This is a genomic window from Amycolatopsis sp. NBC_00348, from assembly GCF_036114655.1.
Classification (GTDB): domain Bacteria; phylum Actinomycetota; class Actinomycetes; order Mycobacteriales; family Pseudonocardiaceae; genus Amycolatopsis.
In genome coordinates this window covers 9983314-10001925 of sequence record NZ_CP107994.1, presented here as the reverse complement: position 1 = coordinate 10001925, position 18612 = coordinate 9983314, and the positions used below count along the sequence as shown (strand labels likewise).

The 18612-nt window shown below is 71.6% G+C and carries 13 protein-coding genes; 8 read left to right on the top strand and 5 right to left on the bottom strand.

Annotated features, from left to right (window positions below):
* Positions 1-65: 65 nt before the first annotated feature.
* From OHS58_RS45225 to OHS58_RS45215, 3 genes are all read left to right on the top strand, one after another.
* Entirely contained in the window at positions 66-2999 is a 2934-nt protein-coding gene (locus tag OHS58_RS45225) for an AfsR/SARP family transcriptional regulator (protein WP_328646359.1), read from the top strand.
* 156 nt (positions 3000-3155) lie between these two features.
* The gene (locus OHS58_RS45220) at positions 3156-4376 is read left to right on the top strand and encodes a hypothetical protein (protein ID WP_328646358.1); all 1221 of its coding nucleotides are present in this window, start codon (positions 3156-3158) and stop codon (positions 4374-4376) included.
* 241 nt (positions 4377-4617) lie between these two features.
* Positions 4618-5853 (top strand): glycoside hydrolase family 88 protein, encoded by a 1236-nt coding sequence (locus OHS58_RS45215; RefSeq protein WP_328646357.1) that lies wholly within the window; start codon positions 4618-4620, stop codon positions 5851-5853.
* Between the two features lie 36 nt (positions 5854-5889).
* Here OHS58_RS45215 and OHS58_RS45210 read toward each other — a convergent pair whose 3' ends face one another.
* Complete coding sequence (locus OHS58_RS45210) at positions 5890-6345, bottom strand: DUF4396 domain-containing protein (RefSeq protein ID WP_328646356.1); 456 nt, start codon at positions 6343-6345, stop codon at positions 5890-5892.
* Between the two features lie 294 nt (positions 6346-6639).
* Between OHS58_RS45210 and OHS58_RS45205 the strand changes: the two genes are divergently transcribed.
* The gene (locus tag OHS58_RS45205; protein ID WP_328646355.1) at positions 6640-7656 is read left to right on the top strand and encodes an autoinducer 2 ABC transporter substrate-binding protein; all 1017 of its coding nucleotides are present in this window, start codon (positions 6640-6642) and stop codon (positions 7654-7656) included.
* Positions 7657-7659: 3 nt separating this feature from the next.
* Here OHS58_RS45205 and OHS58_RS45200 read toward each other — a convergent pair whose 3' ends face one another.
* The 3 genes from OHS58_RS45200 to OHS58_RS45190 form a co-directional block, all read right to left on the bottom strand.
* Positions 7660-9228 (bottom strand): esterase-like activity of phytase family protein, encoded by a 1569-nt coding sequence (locus OHS58_RS45200; protein WP_328646354.1) that lies wholly within the window; start codon positions 9226-9228, stop codon positions 7660-7662.
* A 181-nt stretch (positions 9229-9409) separates the two neighbouring features.
* Positions 9410-10753, bottom strand: a complete 1344-nt coding sequence (locus tag OHS58_RS45195) for a DUF6923 family protein (RefSeq protein WP_328646353.1) — start codon at positions 10751-10753, stop codon at positions 9410-9412.
* Entirely contained in the window at positions 10750-11514 is a 765-nt protein-coding gene (locus OHS58_RS45190) for a bestrophin-like domain (RefSeq protein ID WP_326946734.1), read from the bottom strand. Before OHS58_RS45190 ends, OHS58_RS45195 begins: the two co-directional genes overlap by 4 nt.
* Before the next feature lie 483 nt (positions 11515-11997).
* Here OHS58_RS45190 and OHS58_RS45185 point away from each other — a divergent pair, with 483 nt between their 5' ends.
* The 3 genes from OHS58_RS45185 to OHS58_RS45175 all read left to right on the top strand — a co-directional run bounded on the left by OHS58_RS45185 (position 11998) and on the right by OHS58_RS45175 (position 16005).
* Entirely contained in the window at positions 11998-13410 is a 1413-nt protein-coding gene (locus OHS58_RS45185; protein WP_326946733.1) for a family 2B encapsulin nanocompartment shell protein, read from the top strand.
* A 178-nt stretch (positions 13411-13588) separates the two neighbouring features.
* Entirely contained in the window at positions 13589-14977 is a 1389-nt protein-coding gene (locus tag OHS58_RS45180; RefSeq protein WP_328646352.1) for a family 2B encapsulin nanocompartment shell protein, read from the top strand.
* Complete coding sequence (locus tag OHS58_RS45175) at positions 14977-16005, top strand: family 2 encapsulin nanocompartment cargo protein polyprenyl transferase (protein WP_328646351.1); 1029 nt, start codon at positions 14977-14979, stop codon at positions 16003-16005. Before OHS58_RS45180 ends, OHS58_RS45175 begins: the two co-directional genes overlap by 1 nt.
* 108 nt (positions 16006-16113) lie before the next feature.
* Here OHS58_RS45175 and OHS58_RS45170 read toward each other — a convergent pair whose 3' ends face one another.
* Positions 16114-17244: a CapA family protein gene (locus OHS58_RS45170; protein ID WP_328646350.1), complete on the bottom strand. Its 1131-nt coding sequence runs from the start codon at positions 17242-17244 to the stop codon at positions 16114-16116.
* Positions 17245-17625: 381 nt separating this feature from the next.
* Here OHS58_RS45170 and OHS58_RS45165 point away from each other — a divergent pair, with 381 nt between their 5' ends.
* Complete coding sequence (locus tag OHS58_RS45165) at positions 17626-18600, top strand: substrate-binding domain-containing protein (RefSeq protein WP_326946729.1); 975 nt, start codon at positions 17626-17628, stop codon at positions 18598-18600.
* The last annotated feature ends 12 nt before the right edge of the window (positions 18601-18612 follow it).

Here is an 18612-nt window from a genome sequence, read left to right as displayed (position 1 = left end):
GGACCCGCGCGCAGACACTCCGAATGGATCTATCGGGCCCGGTGGCCGGGAAATAGCATCCGGGCATGGGGGAACTCATCGGGCAGGTTGAGGCCACCTCGCTTACCATCCGCGTCCTCGGGCCGCTGGAGGTCACCGCCGCCGGGCGGGTGATCGCCCTCGGCGGCCCGAAGCCCCGGCTGCTGCTGGCCGCCCTGGCGCTGCAACCGAACGTCGTCGTGTCCACCGAGGTGCTGGTGGAGGTGCTGTGGCCGGATTCGGCGCCCCGCTCGGCCGCGGCGAACATCCGGACCTACGTCCATTCGCTGCGACGGCGGTTCGCCGAGATCGACCCCGGCCTCGGCGAGCGGATCAGCAGCCGGGCCTCCGGCTACCTGCTGACCGCGTCGCCCGGCGAACTGGACCACCTCGCGTTCACCGCGGCGGCGGGCGACGCGCGGGAAGCGCTCGACCGCGGGGACGCCGAAAGCGCTCTCACGGTGCTCGACCGCGCCGAAGGCCTGTGGCGCGGCGAAGTTCTCGAAGGGCTCCCCCACGACCACAGCTGGGGCGCGACCGTCGCCCGGCTCGCCGAGCTGCGGCTTTCGGTGCAGGAACAGCGGCTGCGCGCGCGGATCGACCTCGGCCGCGGCGGCGAGGCCGTCGCCGAGCTGCGCGGCCTGGTCACCGAACACCCGCTGCGGGAAGAACTCTGGGCGCAGCTGATCGTCGCGCTGCGCGCCGCGGGCCGGACCACCGACGCGATCGACGCGTTCGACGCGGCCCGGCGGGTGCTGCGCGAGGAGCTCGGTGCCGAACCCGGTGCCCGGCTGCGGGAGCTGCGCGCGACGCTGGTGGTGTCCGAGAGCGTGCCTGCCACGCGCCCCGCCGACCTCGCCCCGATCTGCCAGCTGCCGCTCGACCTGCCGGACTTCACCGGCCGCGACGACGTCATCCGCGAGGTCGTCGCGCTGATGAAGGAGCGCGCCGAGCGCAACGCGCCCGCGGTGATCGTGCTGTCGGGCGCGCCCGGCGTCGGCAAGTCCGCGGTCGCCGTCCGCGTCGCGCACGCCGTCCGCGACGACTTCCCCGACGGGCAGCTGCACGTCGACCTGGCCGGCACGTCGTCGTCACCGCGCGCGCCGATGGGCGTGCTCGCGGAACTGCTGCACGCGCTGGGCATCCCGGACGCCGGCCTGCCGCGCGAGCCGGCCGAACGGGCCGCGCTGCTGCGATCGCGGCTGGCCGGGCGGCGGATGTGCGTCGTGCTCGACGACGCCGGCAGCGCCGCGCAGGTGCGGCCGCTGCTGCCCGGCGCCGGCGCGTGCGCGGTGCTGGTGACCAGCCGGCTGCGGCTGCCCGGGCTCGCCGGGGCGAAGCCGGTGGACGTCGACCTGCTGCCCGAGGCCGACGGCGCGCGGCTGCTGGAGGGCATCGTCGGCGCCGAGCGCGTGGCCGCGGAACCGGAGAGCGCCGCGGCGATCCTGCGCCAGTGCGGGCACCTGCCGCTGGCGATCCGGGTCGCCGGCGCGAAGCTCACCCACCGGCCGGGTTGGACGCTGCGGCTGCTGGCCGACCGGCTGCGCGACGAACGCCGGCGCCTCGACGAGCTGCGCGTCGGCGACCTCGCCGTCCGCGCGAGTGTGACGCTCTCCTACGACCTGCTGCCGCTGTCGGCGGCGACGGCGTTCCGCGGGCTCGGGCTGCTCGGGCCGGTGCAGTTCCCGGCGTGGGCGGTCGCCGCGGTGCTGGGCCGCCGCGAGGCCGACGACGTGCTCGACGTGCTCGTCGACGGCCACCTCGTCGAGCTGGTCGGCTCCGACGCCGCCGGGCAGCCGCGTTACCGGCTGCACGACCTGCTGCGTGTGTACGCCGTGGAGCTGGCCGAGCAGAGTGATCCCGCGAAGACGCGCGCGGGGCTGCGGCGGGTGCTGGAGGGCTACCTCGCGCTCGCGCTCGAAGCCGCGCGGCTCATGCCGATCCACTTCTTCGGCAGGTACCGCGACGACGAGCTGCCCCGGCCGCAGCTACCCGCCGACGTGCTGCCGCCCGAGACCGCGGCGTGGTTCGCGGCCGAGCGGCCCACCAGCGTCGCGGCCGTCTCGCTGGCCGCCGGGCACGGGTTCGACGACCTGGCCTGGCAGCTCGCGTCCGCGTTGACGCCGTACTTCGACCTGCGCGGCCACCAGGACGACTGGCACAGCACGCACACCATCGCGCTCGCCGCGGCCCGGCGCACCGGCTCGCTGCGCGCCGAGGCGATCGTGCAGCGCAACGTCGGTCAGTACCTGCTCTACCAGGACGAATACGCCCGGTCGCGGGTGGCGTTCGAGGAGTCGAAGGCGCTGTTCGAGCGGGTCGGCGACGCCCAGGGCGTCGGCATCGCGCTGACCGGGCTGGCCACCATCCTGCGCATCGAGGGCGAAGGCGACCGCGCGCTCGACCACTGTCACGAGGCCCTGAAGGTGTTCGCCGAGGCGGACGACCGGCACGGCGAAGCCGTCGCCCGGATCAGCGCGGGCGCGGTCTGGATGGCACGCGGCTGCTACGCGGCCGCGAAGCGCTGGTTCACCGACGCGCTCGAGCTGTCGGCGGCGATCGGCGACCGGCACCGCGAGGCCCACGCGTTCAAGCGGCTCGGCCTGCTCCACCAGCACCAGGGCAACCTGGCCGCGGCCCGCGAGCACGTCGACCGGGCGATCGCGATCTTCACCGACCTCGGCGACGACCACTGCGTCGGCTACGCGAACCAGAACCTCGGCGAGCTGTGCCTGCACAGCGGCGACTTCGCGCACGCCCAGCTGCTGCTGGTGAACTCGCTGTCGGTGCACCGCCGCAACGGCGACCGGCGCTCGGAGGCGGAGGTGTCGCAGCTGCTCGGCGAGCTGCACCAGGCCCTGGCGCAGCCGGACCGGTCCCGGGAGTACTCGGAGCGCGCGCTGGCGCTCTGGCACGAGCTGTCGACGCGGCCGCCGGACCCGGCGCCACCCGCCGAACCCCCGCACACCGTCTCCGCCTGACCGCTCGCCACCTGCCGCTTGCCGCTTGCCGTGAGGGGCACCTTCAGGGCATTGGACGCCGGCCGATTCGCCTGCGAGTGACTTTGTACGGATCATGTATGGGCCCCCGCCAGGCTTTGCCACGTTCGAGTGAACGAGGGCGAAGGGAGACCGGGGATGATCCGGATCAGGAAGACCGGCCGCGTGACCGCGGCGGTACTGGCCGCGGGAGCGGTGACGGCGCTGGCCGGAGCCCCCGCCCAGGCGGCGACCGCGGCGGCGAACGGCTGGAGCGCCGACCTGTCCACTGTGGACGGCGACGACGTCAACGTCACCGGCGCGGGCGGAACGCTCACGCTGGCCGACCCGGCGTGGCACAGAACCGCGCGGGTCTTCGCGGGCAGCGAAGGCAGCCTGCTCCTGCCGGAGCACGCGCTGAGCGGCCCGGCCGACCGCGTCAGCGCGGCGGTCGGCGCCGACGTCCCGGCCGGCACGAGCGTCGAGGTCGACGTCCGCGGCCGCACCGGCGTGAACGACTGGACGGAGTGGGCGCCCGCGGGCACGGCGCTGGGGGCGAGCGTCGGTTCCGTGCAGGTGCGGATCAGCCTGCACAGCACCACCGACGGCGTCGCCCCGGCCGTCCGGAGCGTCGCGCTCAGCGCGGACTCCATCCCGCGGGTCGACGCGCTCGCCGCGACGACGCCGTTGACCTACAAGGTCTACGGCACCCGCGAGGGTCTCGTCGGCGGCACCACCGCCAACGGCCACAAGATCGTCAGCCACGACCACTTCGTCTCGTTCCCGTCGGTGAAGTCCGTGTCCCCCAAGGGCACCGGCAACTACACCGCGCGCGTCTGCCGCACCGACGGCAGCAAGTGCGAGTACGCGCCGGTGTGGGAGGTCGGCCCGTGGAACATCCACGACGACTACTGGAACCCGGCGTCGGTCCGCGCGGAGTTCAAGGACCTGCCGCAGGGCAAGCCCGAAGCGCAGGCCGCCTACCTCGACGGTTACAACGGCAAGAAGGACGACTCGGGCCGCACGGTCCTGAACCCGGCGGGCATCGACCTCGCCGACGGCGTGTTCTGGGACGGCCTCGGCATGTCCGACAACGGCTACGTGAACGTGACGTACCTGTGGACCGGCTCCGGCCCGACGGGCGTGGTCGGCACCGCGGGCGACCCGCTGAACGTCCGGGCGAGCGCCAGCACGTCGGCGGCGGTCAAGGGCCTCGCGGCGAACTACGCCAAGGTGACGATCGAGTGCTACACCACCGGCGACACGGTCACCGGCAAGTTCGGCACGAGCAACATCTGGGACCGCATCGGCGCCGGCCACTACGTGTCGGACACGTACCTGCAGACCGGCTCCGACAGCCCGGTCGCCCCGCACTGCTGAGCGGCCCGCGGCTCGAGTGAGCCTCGATCGTCGCGTGGTTGACTGCCCTCACCCCCGCGACAACAGCGAAGGCCCGGCATCCCCCGCCGGGCCTTCGCCCATTTCGCGCAGTGTGTATTCCGCTCTCCGGGACATCAATTCACAACCGTGAACAACGATCCGCCGGGTGTACAAGCACATGTCCGTTGTGTAAAACTTCCGGCACCTGGAGCATTTCCCCACACGGAATGGCGGGCACCTTGTGAGCGTTACCCGGAGAACCCTGCTGACCACCGCGGCCGGTGCCGCGGTGGCGGTGAGCGCCAGCACCTCCACCACGGCGTCGGCGAGTACCCCTGCTGCCGTCGACCAGGCAACCGTCACCCGGACGCTCCGCCAAGCGGCCGACTACGCGGTGGCCAAGCTCCGCGCCGTGGCCCCCGGGGTCACCGCGTTTCCGACCGGCACGAAGTTCGAGAAATGGGCATATTCGCAGAATGGCGACTGGGTCGGCGGATTCTGGCCCGGTCAGTTGTGGCTGGCGTACCTGCACAGCGGCGACGAACAATTCAAGACGCTCGCGCTGGCGTCCGCGGACAAACTCGCGCCGCGGCAGTTCGACACCGGTACACACGATCTCGGCTTCCTCTTCTACCCGTCGTGGGTCACCGCGTGGCGGCTCACCGGCGACGAGAAGTGGCGGGCCGGCGCGGTGCAGGCCGCGGCGTCGCTGATCAAGCGCTTCAACCCGGCCGGGAAGTTCATCCGCGCCTGGGGCGCGCTGACCGACCCGAAGGACGCGGGCCGCGTCATCATGGACACGATGATGAACCTCGACCTGCTGGCTTTCGCGAGCAAACAGACCGGCGATCCGCAGTACCTCGACGTCGCGATCGCGCACGCGAAGACCGCGCAGCGCAACTTCGTCCGCCCGGACGGCTCGACGCCGCACGTGTTCGACTTCGACCCCGTCACCGGGGCGCCGATCGGGCAGAACACCGTGCAGGGCTACAGCCCGACGTCGTGCTGGTCGCGCGGGCAGGCGTGGGGGATCTACGGGTTCACCACGATCTACCGGCGCACCGGTGACAAGGAGTTCCTGACGACGGCCCGGCGCCTCGCGGACTACGCGCTGTCGCGGCTCACGCCCGACAACGTGCCGGTGTGGGACTACCTCGCCCCGCAGGCGCCGAACGACATCAAGGACGCCTCCGCCGGCGTGGTCATGGCGTGCGGGCTGCTCGACCTGGCCGAGCAGACGCACCGCCCGCAGTACCGGGACAGCGCGCTGCGGATCCTCGACGCGACGTCGAAGACGTGCCTGACGACGAAGTCGGCGCGGGCCGAGGCGACGGTCGCGCGCTGCACCCGCAACCGCCCGGCCGAGGACGGCATCGAGATCTCGCTGCCGTACGCCGACTACTACCTGCTCGAAGGCATCCTGCGGGTGCTCGACCGCGCCAAGGTGGACCGCGCCGTCGACCTGTCGAGCCGGTAGGACCCGACCGGGGAGGCCGCCACCTCCCCGAGGCCGTCAGTGCTGGTGGTGGGCGTGCACCTTCGCGTGCCCGAGCCCGCGGCCGATCATCCACTTGTTCACCGGCACCGTCACGACGAACGCGATCGCGAGCGAGAGCACCAGCGAAAGCCAGAAGAGCACGCTGGCCAGGCCCGCGTCCATCGCCCCCGGGATCGCCACGACCACCGTGTTGTCGATGACCTCCATGACCGCGATCGACACCGTGTCCGCGGCCAGCGCGACCTTGAACGCCGCCGCCAGGTCCAGGCCCGACTTGAGCACGCCGCGCATCGTCAGGCCGTAGCCGAAGACGAAGGCCAGCACGATCGACAGGACCACCGTCGCCGCGTTGTGCAGGTCGAACGCCGTGCCCAGCACCATGCCGAGCACCTCACCGATGGCGCAGCCGGTCAGGCAGTGCACCGTCGCCTGAACCGCCGTCGCCCACGAAGCCCCGTGCTGTTCGCTCATGCCTGCGACTATACCCCCAAGGGGTATCGACGTGCTTGTCTCGCCGGCCACACCGCGGGCGAGCACGCACAGCGACGTCCAGCTCGCCGCCGTGCTACCCAGAGTGCTATCCAGTGTCGCTCAGCGTAGCGAACGCCGCCGACCAGGCGTTCTCCCGCCGGAAAGCCGCCAGGTAGAACTCACTTTCGTAACCCTTTGCGCACATCCCGTTGACCACAGTTACCCGGGGCCCTACGTTCGCCGTGGGTCTCCACCGCGCGCAGACCGTCCGCAAGCAGTGAGGAATGGGTGGGGATGCGAGGGCCGACGAGGACGTCCCGGCTGATCGCGACGCTGCTGTTGAGCGTGGCGTTCGCGCTCGGCGGCTGCTCGGAACAACTCGGCAGCACGCCGCCACCGGCACCGACGCGGATCGTGTTCGTGCCCAAGATCGCCAAGATCCCGTACTTCGAGGCGATGAACAGCGGCGGCATGGAGGCCGCGAAGCAGCTGGGTGTCGAGTGGACGATGACCGCCCCGGCGTCGGTCGACCCGGCCGCGCAGGTGACGATCCTGCGCACGCTGATCGCGCGGAAGGTCGACGTCATCGTCGTCGCGCCGAACGACCCCGCCGCGCTCGCGCCGGTGATCGCCGAGGCCCGGGCGAAGGGCATCCACGTGCTCACCTCGGACACCGACGCGCCGGGCACGCAGCGCGAGGTGTTCGTCAACCAGTCCAGCGCCGAGGGCATCGGCACCGCGGTCACCGACGCGCTGATGGCGAAGACCGGCGGCGCCGGCAAGTACGCGATCGTCTCGTGCGGCCCGGCCGCGGCGAACCTCAACAGCTGGATCTCGGTCCAGAAGGAGTACACGGCCGCGCACTACCCCAAGGCCCAGATCGTCGAGACCGTCTACGCCGGGGAGGACGAGGACGCCGCGACGGCGCTGGCCAAGCAGCTGATGACCCGCTACCCCGACCTGACCGGCCTGGTCGGCGAGTGCACGACGTCCGCGCCGGGCGTCGCGAAAGCCGTGAAGGAACAGCAGAAGATCGGCCAGGTGTTCACCGTCGGCGTCGGCACGCCGCAGTCGATCAAGCCGTACCTGCTCGACGGCTCGTGCTCGCAGTCGGTGCTGTGGAACGTCGAGTCGCTGGGCTGGCTGACCGCGTGGACGGCCAAGCAGGTGGCCGACGGCAAGCCGCTGAGCCCGGTCAACAAGGTGAGCCTGGAGTTGCCGGCGGTGAAGTACGACGCCCCGTCGAAGACCGTCCTGCTGGGCGATCCGCTGCTCATCACCGCCGACAACGTCGACCAGTTCAAGTACTGATTCCTACCGGACGTCGATGGTGACCGTCGCGGTGCTGGTGACCGCCGGGAGCCGGGTCGTGTCGACCGCGAGGTACTCGCCGTCGTCCTGACGGCCGTCCGGCAGCGTCTTCGCGTGCAGCGCGTACGGCGGCGCCGCGTTCGTCACGCCGTCGATGCCGAAGTCGTTGTCGTTGCTGATGACCAGGGTCCGGCCGCCGTCGGTGGTGGCGACGCCCTCGACCTTGTCGTGCCCGAAGAAGCCGCCGGCCGGGTCGAGGCCGGTCACCAGCGCGCCGACGTCGAGCGAGAGCTTCTTGCCCACCGGCGTGATCCCCGCCGCGGCGAGGTCCTTGATCGCGTCGGCGGTGGTGTCCTTGCCGACGTAGGCGTCGATGCTCTTGCCGCCGACCAGCACGCCACCCTTGACGGCGTCGTAGCCCGCCGCCCGCGGCCCGACGTCGGTGGCGCCGGCCAGGTCGATCTCGAAGAGCTTCTTGTAGGCACCCGGTTCGAGTTTGCCGTCCCGTTCGTCCACCAGGAAGCGGGTCGCCGACAGCGCGGTGATCTCGCTGACCGCGGTGCCCGTCGTGGCCGGGTCGTCGAGCAGGTAGAGGTACTCGTGCGTGGCGCGGGTGCGCAGGTCGACGGTGACGATCCGCAGCGTGGTGACGTTGCCCGGCTTCTTCGTCAGGTCCGGCTGCTGCAGCGCGGACTGCATGACGCCGACGAGCGTCCGGCCGTCGGGGGTCAGCGCGAGGCCTTCCATGCCCTTGTTCGGCACCCGGTACTTCAGCTCGGCCGGCAGCGAGCCGTCGAACGGCGAGAGCCGCTCGAGCGCCCGGCCGTCGCGGCCGAAGTGCGTGATGAACGGGCCGTACTCGTCGGACACCCAGAACGTGCCGTCGCGCTGGGCGACCAGACCTTCGGAGTCGTAGCCGTCCGCCGACTTCGGCAGGACGTTCCCGTTCAGGTCGACGATCTTCTCGCCGGTGTCGGCCTGCGGGCTGACCTGGCCGTTGTACGGCGTGCCGTCGGCGGCGCGCAGCGGGATCGTCTTCTCCAGCACGGCTTTCCCGTCGTGGAGCCGGAACTTCCCGATGGCCGGGGTGAACGCGGGCAGCGGCTCGATCTTGCCGCCGTCGGGCGCGTCGACGTTCGGGCCGCGGTCGGTGAGGCCGTAGAACTCGTCGCGGTTCCCGGGGACGGGGGTCAGCGCGGAGCCGTACGCACCGCCCTTGAGCTGGACGCCGCCGATCGTGGCGAGCGGCTTCAACGCGGTCGGGTAGAGCTTCACCGCGTCGGAAACGGTGTAGGTGAAGGAATCACGGCCGTGGAAGCCCGGTGCCGGGGTGTAGTGGAACGCGCCGTCGGCGCCAATCGTGACGCTGCCGTGCGCGGCCGCGGTGTGCCGGACGACGGCGGTGGCGCCGCGGTCGTTGCCGAGCACGTCGTCGTGCAGGGTCTGCCCCGCGCGGACGCGGTAGTGGTCGTCCTTCGCCCGCGGCCCGTGCTCGTGCGCCGAGGCCGGCCCCGCGGCGGCCAGCGGCAGCGCCAGGACCGTGGCCACCAGGGCGATTCGTACCCGCTTCATCGGTTTCTCCTCCTCCGGCGCGTGACTGCGCCGGAGGAGGAGTCTGAGTGGCCGAAGTGGACAACGCCCGTCTTCGAGGAGGCCGTGGCGTTAACGGTGCCGCCGGGTGGTCTGCCGCGGCTGGTCGTGAGTGGTAATGAGGGTTCTAACCCGCATTACCACTCACGACCCGGGCACAGCGCTAGCGGTGGCGGCGGGCCGCGGCGACCGCTCCGGCGCCCAGCACCAGGATCAGCGTCGTGAGGCCCCAGCGGCGCTTCTCCTTCGTCCGCACGGCGGTGTCCTGCGCCACGGGTTCGGCTTTCTTCGTCGGGACAGCGTGCGGTTTCTTCGTCGGGGACGCCGGGGCCGGCGGCGCCGTCGTGGGCTCTTCCCGCGGTGACGCGGTCGGTGGCGGCGGCGCCACCGCGACCGGTTCCTCCACCGGTGGCGGCTGCGACGGCGGAGGCTGCTCCGGCGGGGACTTCGGTTTCGGTTTCGGCGTGGGGGTCGGCGTCGGCGGGTTCGGCGGCGGCGAGTTGGGCGGCGGGCTGTTGGGCGGGGGCGTGTTCGGGGGGGGCGTGTTCGGAGGCGGGGTGTTGGGCGGCGGCTCGGTGGGCGGCGGCGTGTTCGGCGGCGGCTCGGTCGGCGGCGGCGGGGGCACCGCCGCCTCGGCGTAGCAGCCGGCCGCGTCACCGCTGGCCAGCACCGGGCCGGTCGAGATCTCGACCGGCGGGCCCGAGCCGTCGCGGGGCAGGCGGTACGTCACGCTCCGGCGGCCCTCGTGGTTGGCCGTCGCGTAGATCGCGCCCGGGCCGAGGACGACCGAGCCGTACGCACCGCCGCTGGGCAGCTGCAGGCCGGGCACCACCGCGACCTTGCCGGACGACGGGTCGACCGTCACCACCGAACTGTCGCCGCGCGACGACGTCGAGACGCCGTACAGCAGCCCGTCCGCCGGGTCGTAGGCGAAGTCGTCGACGCCGTCGGCCAGCGACACCGGCCGCAGCGACGTCCGGTGCACGACGCGCACGTAGTCGGCGCTCGCCGGGTCGACGTCCACTGTGTACAGATCGCTGTTCTGCCGGACGTACCAGCGGTTCCCGGCCACGACGCCGGCGGTGGCGCCGGTGACCTGGCTCCACACCGGGTGCGGCGTGCCCGCCTTGCCGACCACGCCGAGGTCGGTGACCGCGCCGGTCCGGCTGATGCGCACGGCGTGCGCGCCGTCGTGGTAGCGGCCGGCGCGGGTGCCGTCGGCGACGCCGTACACCACGTCCTGCGCGGGCGCGTAGCCCATCGCGTTGATCCAGTACCCGACCTCGGTCAGGCGTTTCGTGAGGCCGTCGGGCAGCGACAGCAGCCGCAACGTCGTCGGCGCGCCGCTGCGTTCGTTCTCGGCCTGCAGGATCGTGCAGCCGTTCGGGGCCGGGGCCGCCGGGCGCTTCGGCGACGAAGGAGCGAGCCACCCCGTCGCCGCGAGCAGTGCCGAAACCACCGCGGCGACGCCGAGCATCGCCGCCCAGCGGGCCCTCCCGCCGGTCAAGCCAGCCTTTCCAGCGCCGACTTGAACGCGTCCGGCGGGATGCTCGCGCCGCCGCTGAACGGGTTCTGCAGCTGGTAGATCGCGAACAACAGCAACGTGATCGTGCCGGCCAGCGTGGAGACGATGATGATGTGCGCGGCGAGCCGGGTGCCGCCGAAGAGGTTGGGCAGCAGGATCGCCGTGATGATGCTGCCGAGGACGAGCGCGAACCAGACGACTGCGCCGACCCCACCACCGCCGGCGTTGTTCAGCCGCTGCGTGCGGGACTGGTACACCGACCAGAGCTGGTTGCTGGCCTCGGTCTTGCGGTCGATCTGCCAGTCGCCGTCGACGTTCGCGGCCGCGACGGCCTGGCGCATCTGGTCCAGCTGCGTCCAGCCGGTGGCCGGGATCGCGCCGCCGTCGGCCAGGCGCGGCCACTCCTGCTGCTCGACCGTCTGCGAGTAGGCGGTGGCGAGCTGGCGCACGCGGTCCGCGGTGTCGGGCGGGAGCGCGTCGGCGGCCCAGGTGGCCGCCACGAGGCTGTCGGCCTCGGTCTGCGCGTCCTGGGTCGCGCCGCCCACCGAGTCGTAGAGCGAGATGAGCACGAACGCCATCAGCACCGCGTGCAGCCCGCCGACGATGGTGAACACCTGGCCGGCCGCGTCGTTGTTGTCGGCCCGCCCCTCGTCCCAGCCGAACCGCCGGACCAGGTACCCGATCACGGCGCCGACGAGCGCCGCGCCGACCACCCACAGAGTGCCGGCCAGGAAGATGTTCATCCGAGTCCTTTCACCCGCCGAACGCGGGACGCGCCGCCCGGTGAATTCCGCAACCGGACCCGCTCAAGTTAGTCAGCCATTTCCGGGCGGACAACTTGGTATTGTGGGAATCATCCGAGTGGCCGCACCCGCGCTCCGATTATCGCCGGTTCGGCCCAGTCGACCGGCACCGGGGTCCGTCTCGCCACCGCGTGGCGCTACTCCGAATTCCCCTTACGAGCAGGGAACTTTCCCGACCGAGTGACGCGCGGGCACCCGTCGTGACCAACTGTGGCCGACACCCCGCCGGCAGGTGTCCGGAATGGGCGGACCGGGGCCCGCTGAATATCCCGGTGACCCGATCGTGTCATTGTGCGGCTCCGCCCGGTTGATATGTTGATTTCGCGGCGCCGTCAACCGCGCATTATCGAAAATCGCAGGTCACAACTCCGCGCGCCGCAGGGCGGGCGCGCACCGACTCCGAACGAATGGGTGGTTCTCGCTGTGACTGTCACCGACCCGGTGGACTCCGCGACCGCGGAACAGGCACCTCTGAGCCTCGGCCGGGCCGCGGCCCGGACCCTGGCGACGACGACGAAGTCCGTCCCGCAGATGCAGGGCATCTCGTCGCGGTGGCTGCTGAAGCTGCTGCCGTGGGTCGAGGTCTCCGGCGGCGCCTACCGCGTCAACCGCCGGCTGAGCTACTCCGTGGGCGACGGGCGGGTCACGTTCACCACGACCGGCGCCGAGGTCCGCGTGATCCCGCCGGAGCTCGGCGAGCTCGCACCGCTGCGCGGGTACGACGACGAAGAGGTCCTCAACGAGCTGGCGAGCCGCTTCGGCCAGCACGAGTACGAGCCGGGTGACGCGCTCGTCGAGTTCGGCAGCCAGGCCGACCACGTCTTCCTCATCGCGCACGGCAAGATCACCAAGGTCGGCACCGGCGCCTACGGCGACCAGACGGTGCTCGGCACGATGGCCGACGGCGACTACTTCGGCGAAGGCTCGCTGATCAGCAGCGACGGGATCTGGGAGTTCACGGCGAAGGCCGTCACCCGGTGCACCGTGCTGAGCCTGCCGCGCCAGGTGTTCCAGGAGGTGCGGGACCGGTCGGAGACCCTGCAGGCCCACCTGGACGCCTTCGTCGCCGGTGGCGCGTCGGCCCGCAACGACCACGGTGAAGCGGAGATCACGCTCTCCGCGGGCCACGACGGCGAACCGGCGCTGCCGGGCACGTTCGTCGACTACGACAGCTCGCCGCGCGAGTACGAGCTGAGCGTCGCCCAGACCGTGCTGCGGGTGCACTCCCGCGTCGCGGACCTCTACAACCAGCCGATGAACCAGATCGAGCAGCAGCTGCGGCTGACCGTGGAGGCGTTGCGGGAGCGCCAGGAACACGAGCTGATCAACAACACCGACTTCGGGCTGCTGCACAACGCCGACTTCGCCCAGCGCGTCCCGACCCGCACCGGGCCGCCGACGCCGGACGACCTCGACGACCTGCTTTCGCTGGTGTGGAAGGACCCCGGGTTCTTCCTGGCCCACCCGAAGACGATCGCCGCGTTCGGCCGCGAGTGCAGCAAGGCCGGGATCTACCCGGACGCCGTCGACATGGGCGGGCACCAGGTGCCGGCGTGGCGCGGGATCCCGATCCTGCCGTGCAACAAGATCCCCGTCACCGAGACCCGCACCAGCTCGATCCTGCTGATGCGCACCGGCGAGCAGTCCCAGGGCGTCGTCGGGCTGCACCAGACCGGGCTGCCCGACGAGTACCAGCCGGGCCTGAACGTCCGTTTCATGGGCGTCTCGGAGCAGGCGATCATCTCCTACCTGGTCAGCGCCTACTACTCCGCCGCGGTGCTCGTGCCGGACGCGCTCGCCGTCCTGGAGAGCGCCGAGATCGGCCGGGAGGGCTGATGCCCGAACCCGCCACGCCACCCCGGAAGCCGGACGCGGAGCCCCCGCGTCCGGGCTCCGGCCTCCCCCCGTCGGCCTTCGGGCCGACGGGCCTGGGCACGGCCGCCGCCCGGATCGTGCCGAAGCCCGCGGGCGCCCGTCCTCCTGAAGCCCCAGAACCCGATCGGCGCGTGAAACCTTGACAGTCACCGAAGAACCGGCGCCGCCGCAGCTGTCGCTCGGCACCCGAGCGGCCCGCACGCTCAGCACCACCACCAAGTCGCTCCCGCAGATGCGCGGCATCACCCCGCGGTGGCTGCTCTCGCAGCTGCCCTGGGTCGAGGTCCCGGCGGGCAGCTACCGCGTCAACCGGCGGCTGACCTACACCATCGGCGACGGCAAGCTCAGCTTCTTCAACACCGGCGCCCGCGTCCAGGTGGTGCCCGCCGAGCTGACCGAGCTCGAGCTGCTGCACGGGTTCGGCGACGAGCAGGCCCTCTCGGCGCTGGCCGACGCCTTCGAGCAGCGCGAGTACGAACCGGGCGCGACGATCACGACCGCCGGCGACCCGCTCGACACGCTGGTGCTGATCGCGCACGGCAAGGTGACCCAGCACGGCCGCGGCGAATACGGCGACGAGACGCTGCTGGGCACCGCCGCCGACGGCGACCACTTCGGCGCCGACCTGCTCGCCCGCGACGACGCGACGTGGAAGTTCACCGCCCGCGCCAAGACCCGGGTGATCGCGCTGATCCTCCCGGTGGCCGCGTACGCCCGGCTCAACGGCCGCTCCGAGTCGCTGCGCGCGCACGTCGCCGAGATGGCCGGGCGGGAGCGCAAACCCCAGAACGCCCGGGGCGAGGCGAGCATCGACCTGTCCGCCGGCCACGACGGCGAGCCGATCCTCTCCGGCACCTACGTCGACTACGACCCGTCGCCGCGGGAGTACGACCTCGCCGTCGCGCAGACGATCCTGCGCGTCAGCAACCGCGTCACCGACCTCTACAACCAGCCGATGAACCAGCTGGAGCAGCAGCTGCGGCTCACCGTGGAGGCGTTGCGGGAACGGCAGGAGCACGAGCTGATCAACAGCACCGAGTTCGGGCTGCTGCACAGCGCGGACCTCAAGCAGCGGATCACCACCCGCAGCGGCCCGCCCACGCCGGACGACATGGACGAGCTGCTCACCCGCCGCCGCAAGACCCGGTTCTTCCTGGCGCACCCGCGCGCGATCGCGGCACTCGGGCGCGAGTGCACCGCACGCGGGCTCTACCCGGCGACGACGGTCCTCGACGGCCGGCGCGTGAGCGCGTGGCGCGGCGTGCCGATCCTGCCGAGCGACAAGATCTCGGTCACCGACGCGGGCACGACGTCGATCATCGCGATGCGTACGGGCGAGGACGACGCCGGCGTGATCGGGCTGCGGCCGGCGTCGCTGCCGGACGAGTACCAGCCGGGCCTCAACGTGCGGTTCCTGGGCATCAACGAGCGCGCGGTGACGTCGTACCTGGTCAGCGCCTACCACTCGGCGGCCGTGCTGGTGCCGGACGCGCTCGGCGTGCTCGGCGACGTCGAGGTCGGGCGCTGATGACGACCTTGGACACGCGCACCGCGGCCCGGCCGCTCTCCGACGTCCTGACCTGGAGCAAGAGCCTGGTCGACGCGGCGACGCGGACGGCGGCCGAGCGGCTGCCGGAGTCGATGCGGCGGATCGCGGGTTACCACTTCGGCTGGTGGGACGCGAACGGCGAGCCGACGCGGGGTGACGGCGGCAAGGCCCTGCGCCCGGCGCTGGTGCTGCTGTGCGCGGAGGCGGTGGGCGGGGACGCGGCGGACGCCGTCCCCGCCGCCGTCGCGGTCGAGCTCGTGCACAACTTCTCGCTGCTGCACGACGACGTCATGGACGGCGACACGACCCGGCGGCACCGGGCCACGGCGTGGACGGTGTTCGGCACCGGGCCGGCGGTGCTCGCCGGGGACGCGTTGCTGTCGCTGGCGTTCGAGCTGCTCGCGCCGAGCGGCGTCGCGAGCACCCGGCTGCTGTCGGCCGGGGTGCTCGACCTGCTCGACGGCCAGGCCGCGGACCTCGGCTTCGAGCAGCGCGACGACGTCACCCCGGGCGAGTGCGTCCGGATGGCGGAGGGCAAGACAGCGGCGCTGCTGGGCGCGGCGTGCACGCTCGGCGCGCTGGCCGGGCAGGGGAAGCCCGAGGACGCCGAGCGGCTGGGCGCGTTCGGCCGGTCGATCGGGCTGGCGTTCCAGCACATCGACGACCTGCTCGGCATCTGGGGCGACCCCGACGTCACCGGCAAGCCGGTGTACTCGGACCTGCAGAACCGCAAGAAGTCGCTGCCGGTCGTGACGGCGCTGTGCTCCGGCACGCCGGCGGGCGCCGAGCTGGCCGAGCTCTACGCGCGAGCGGACCCGCTCGACGACGCTTCGCTGGCCCGCGCGGCCACGCTCGTCGACGAGGCCGGCGGCCGCCAGTGGAGCCAGGCCCAGGCCGAGGCGTTGCTGGCCAAGGGCCTCCGCGACCTGGCCGCGGTGAACCCGAACCCCCGAGCAGGCGCCGAACTCGCCACCCTGGCCCGCCTGATCACCACCCGCACCCACTGAAACCCGTCACTCGCGTGACCAGACCCGTGATTCGCGTGATTGAAGCCGGAACTCGCGAGTTCCGGCTTCAATCACGCCAGTTCCGTCTCCGATCACGTGAGTGACGGGTTACTTGCCGGGGCGGGTGAGGCCGTCTTTGTCGGCTCCCAGGGACAGGATGTTCTTGTCCGTGTCGCTCAGGGCCTTCGTGACCTGCGTTGACGCCGGGGATGTCGACAAGTCGAGAAGGCGGATGGGGGCGTCCAGCTTGATGAGGGTCGGGACGTACTCGGCCTTGTCGACCTTCCAGCGGTCGCCGTCGCGGACGAAGCGGAACCGGGCCGCCGCGCCCTCCTCGGTGTCGCCGCGCGGGTCGGAGTGGCGGGCGACGCTGTTGCCGAGGCCGTAGGCCACCCACTTGTCCCCCACCTTCTCGAACGGCTGCACCACGTGCGCGTGGTGGCCGACGATCAGGTCGATGTCGGCCGACCCCAGCAGCTTCTTCGCCTGGCTGCGCTGCTCGGCCGTGGGGTCGTGCTGGTACTCGACGCCCCAGTGCAGGCTCGCGATCACGACCTGCGCGCCCGCCTCGCGCGCCTTCTTCGCCGCCGCCAGGACGTCGTCGACGTCGATCTGGTTGGCCAGCCACGGCTTCCCGGCCGGCACCTTGATCCCGTTGAAGCCGAAGGCGTAGGACACCTGCGCGACCTTGACGCCGTGGACGTCCAGGATCAGCGGCGTCGCCGCTTCCTTCGCCGAGCGGGCCGAGCCGGTGTGCTTGAGACCGTTCGCGTCGAGCGCGTCCAGGGTCCGCTCGACGCCGCCGGCGCCCTGGTCGATCGTGTGGTTGGACGCCGTCGAGCAGGTGTCGTACCCGGTGTCCTTGATCGCGGCCGCGATCTCCGGCGGCGCACTGAACGACGGGTACCCGCTGTAGGGCCCGCCTTCGGGCGCCAGTGGCGTCTCGAGGTGGCAGATGCCGAGGTCGGCGCCGGAGACCAGCGGCTTGATCCCGGCCAGCAGCGGCCGGTAGTCGAACTTGCCGTGCCCGTCGGCCTCGGCCTGGTCCGACAGCGCCGGGTGGATCAGGACGTCGCCGGTCGCGACGACGCTGAACGACCCGTCGGGCGCCGGAGCCGAAGCCTCCGAAGACGACTCCGGGAACGGCGTCGGCGCCGGGCCTCGCTGCTGCGGCGGGCTGCTGCAGGCGGCCAGCAGGACGGCGGTCCCGGCGAGCACGGCGACGCGGTAGCTCGTCATCGATCCCCCTTGTGACGTGGTCCGGTCATCCTCCCAGTCGGGCGAATCCGACATCTCGGGGGCGACGTCCTCCGTCAACCAGCGCAACAGTCGACAACACCGATCACAACACTCCCACCGGACAGCTACCGGACAACGCGCAGGTCGAGCGGTAATTAATACGATTAATGGCCGGGCCCGAGCGACACGGCGATCACACAGAGTAGATCTCGCTCCGCTAACTGCCAGGCCGGAGCGTCTTGACGTCACCCGAACGAGTGTCTTGTAATACGAGTCACACGGCGTTCACGCGCCCGCAACACTCACCCCCGGCCCCCATGGGAGCACTCGATGTCCACATACCCGCACAGGTCACGGACCTGGGGCGTTGTTGGTTGTTGTTTGATTGCCGGTGCCATGTTGGCCGCCTGCTCCTCCGGCAAGACGGAAGCACCGGCGTCGCAGCAGGCGCCCGCCAACGGCAAGATCACGCTGTACTACCTGCAGAAACAGGGCGACCAGCAGTACTTCGTCGAGCAGGCGCAGGGGGCGCAGGAGAAGGCGAAGGAGCTCGGCGTCGAGCTCAAGGTCGTCAACCTCGGCCAGGACGCCAACAAGGCGATCACCGAACTGGACGCCGCGGTCGCGCAGGGCGCCAACGGCGTCGCCATCGTCGTCCCCGACCAGGCCATCGGCCCGCAGGTGATCGACAAGGCGAAGAGCGCGGGCATCCCGATCATCGCCTCGGACGACGTCATCAAGGACGGCTCCGGCGCGAAGGCCCCGTTCGTCGGCTTCAACGGCAGCCAGATGGGCGACTCGGTCGGCACCGAGGCCGGGAAGCTGTTCAAGGCCGCCGGCTGGACCGCCGCCGACACCAAGATCATCAGCGCCTACAAGCAGGACCTCAGCGTCTGCACCGACCGCGTCAACGCCGCCAAGTCCGCGTTCGCGAAGGCCGGCGACCCGAGCATCCCGGTGATCGACGTCGGCACGGACAACTCGCCGGTCGACGCGCAGAACCGCTCCGGCGCGGTGATCGGCTCGAACCCGGGCGTCAAGCACTGGGTCGTCTGGGGCTGCAACGACGAGAACGAGACCGGTGTCGTGACGGCACTGGCCAACTCGGGCGTGCAGGCGAACAACATCATCGGCGTCGGCCTCGGCGCGTACCTCACCTGCAAGGACTGGGCGGCCGGCAAGGACACCGGCAACAAGTCCGCGCTCTACATCTCCGGCGCCGAGGTCGGCCGCTCGGCGATCCAGGTGCTGGTGGACAAGGTGAAGAACGGCAAGGAGCTGCCCGCCGAGACGATCGCGAAGACCACGATCGTCAACAAGGACAACTACAAGCAGGCCGGCGTCAACTGCACCTGACCGAACTCCCGT

Excerpts from the sequence above, each read along its gene's own strand:
- OHS58_RS45175 (WP_328646351.1), top strand. The coding sequence starts at position 14,977 with ATGACGACCTTGGACACGCGCACCGCGGCCCGGCCGCTCTCCGACGTC.
- OHS58_RS45225 (WP_328646359.1), top strand. The coding sequence starts at position 66 with ATGGGGGAACTCATCGGGCAGGTTGAGGCCACCTCGCTTACCATCCGC.
- OHS58_RS45210 (WP_328646356.1), bottom strand. The coding sequence starts at position 6,345 with ATGAGCGAACAGCACGGGGCTTCGTGGGCGACGGCGGTTCAGGCGACG.
- OHS58_RS45200 (WP_328646354.1), bottom strand. The coding sequence starts at position 9,228 with ATGAAGCGGGTACGAATCGCCCTGGTGGCCACGGTCCTGGCGCTGCCG.
- OHS58_RS45220 (WP_328646358.1), top strand. The coding sequence starts at position 3,156 with ATGATCCGGATCAGGAAGACCGGCCGCGTGACCGCGGCGGTACTGGCC.
- OHS58_RS45190 (WP_326946734.1), bottom strand. The coding sequence starts at position 11,514 with ATGAACATCTTCCTGGCCGGCACTCTGTGGGTGGTCGGCGCGGCGCTC.
- OHS58_RS45205 (WP_328646355.1), top strand. The coding sequence starts at position 6,640 with ATGCGAGGGCCGACGAGGACGTCCCGGCTGATCGCGACGCTGCTGTTG.
- OHS58_RS45170 (WP_328646350.1), bottom strand. The coding sequence starts at position 17,244 with ATGACGAGCTACCGCGTCGCCGTGCTCGCCGGGACCGCCGTCCTGCTG.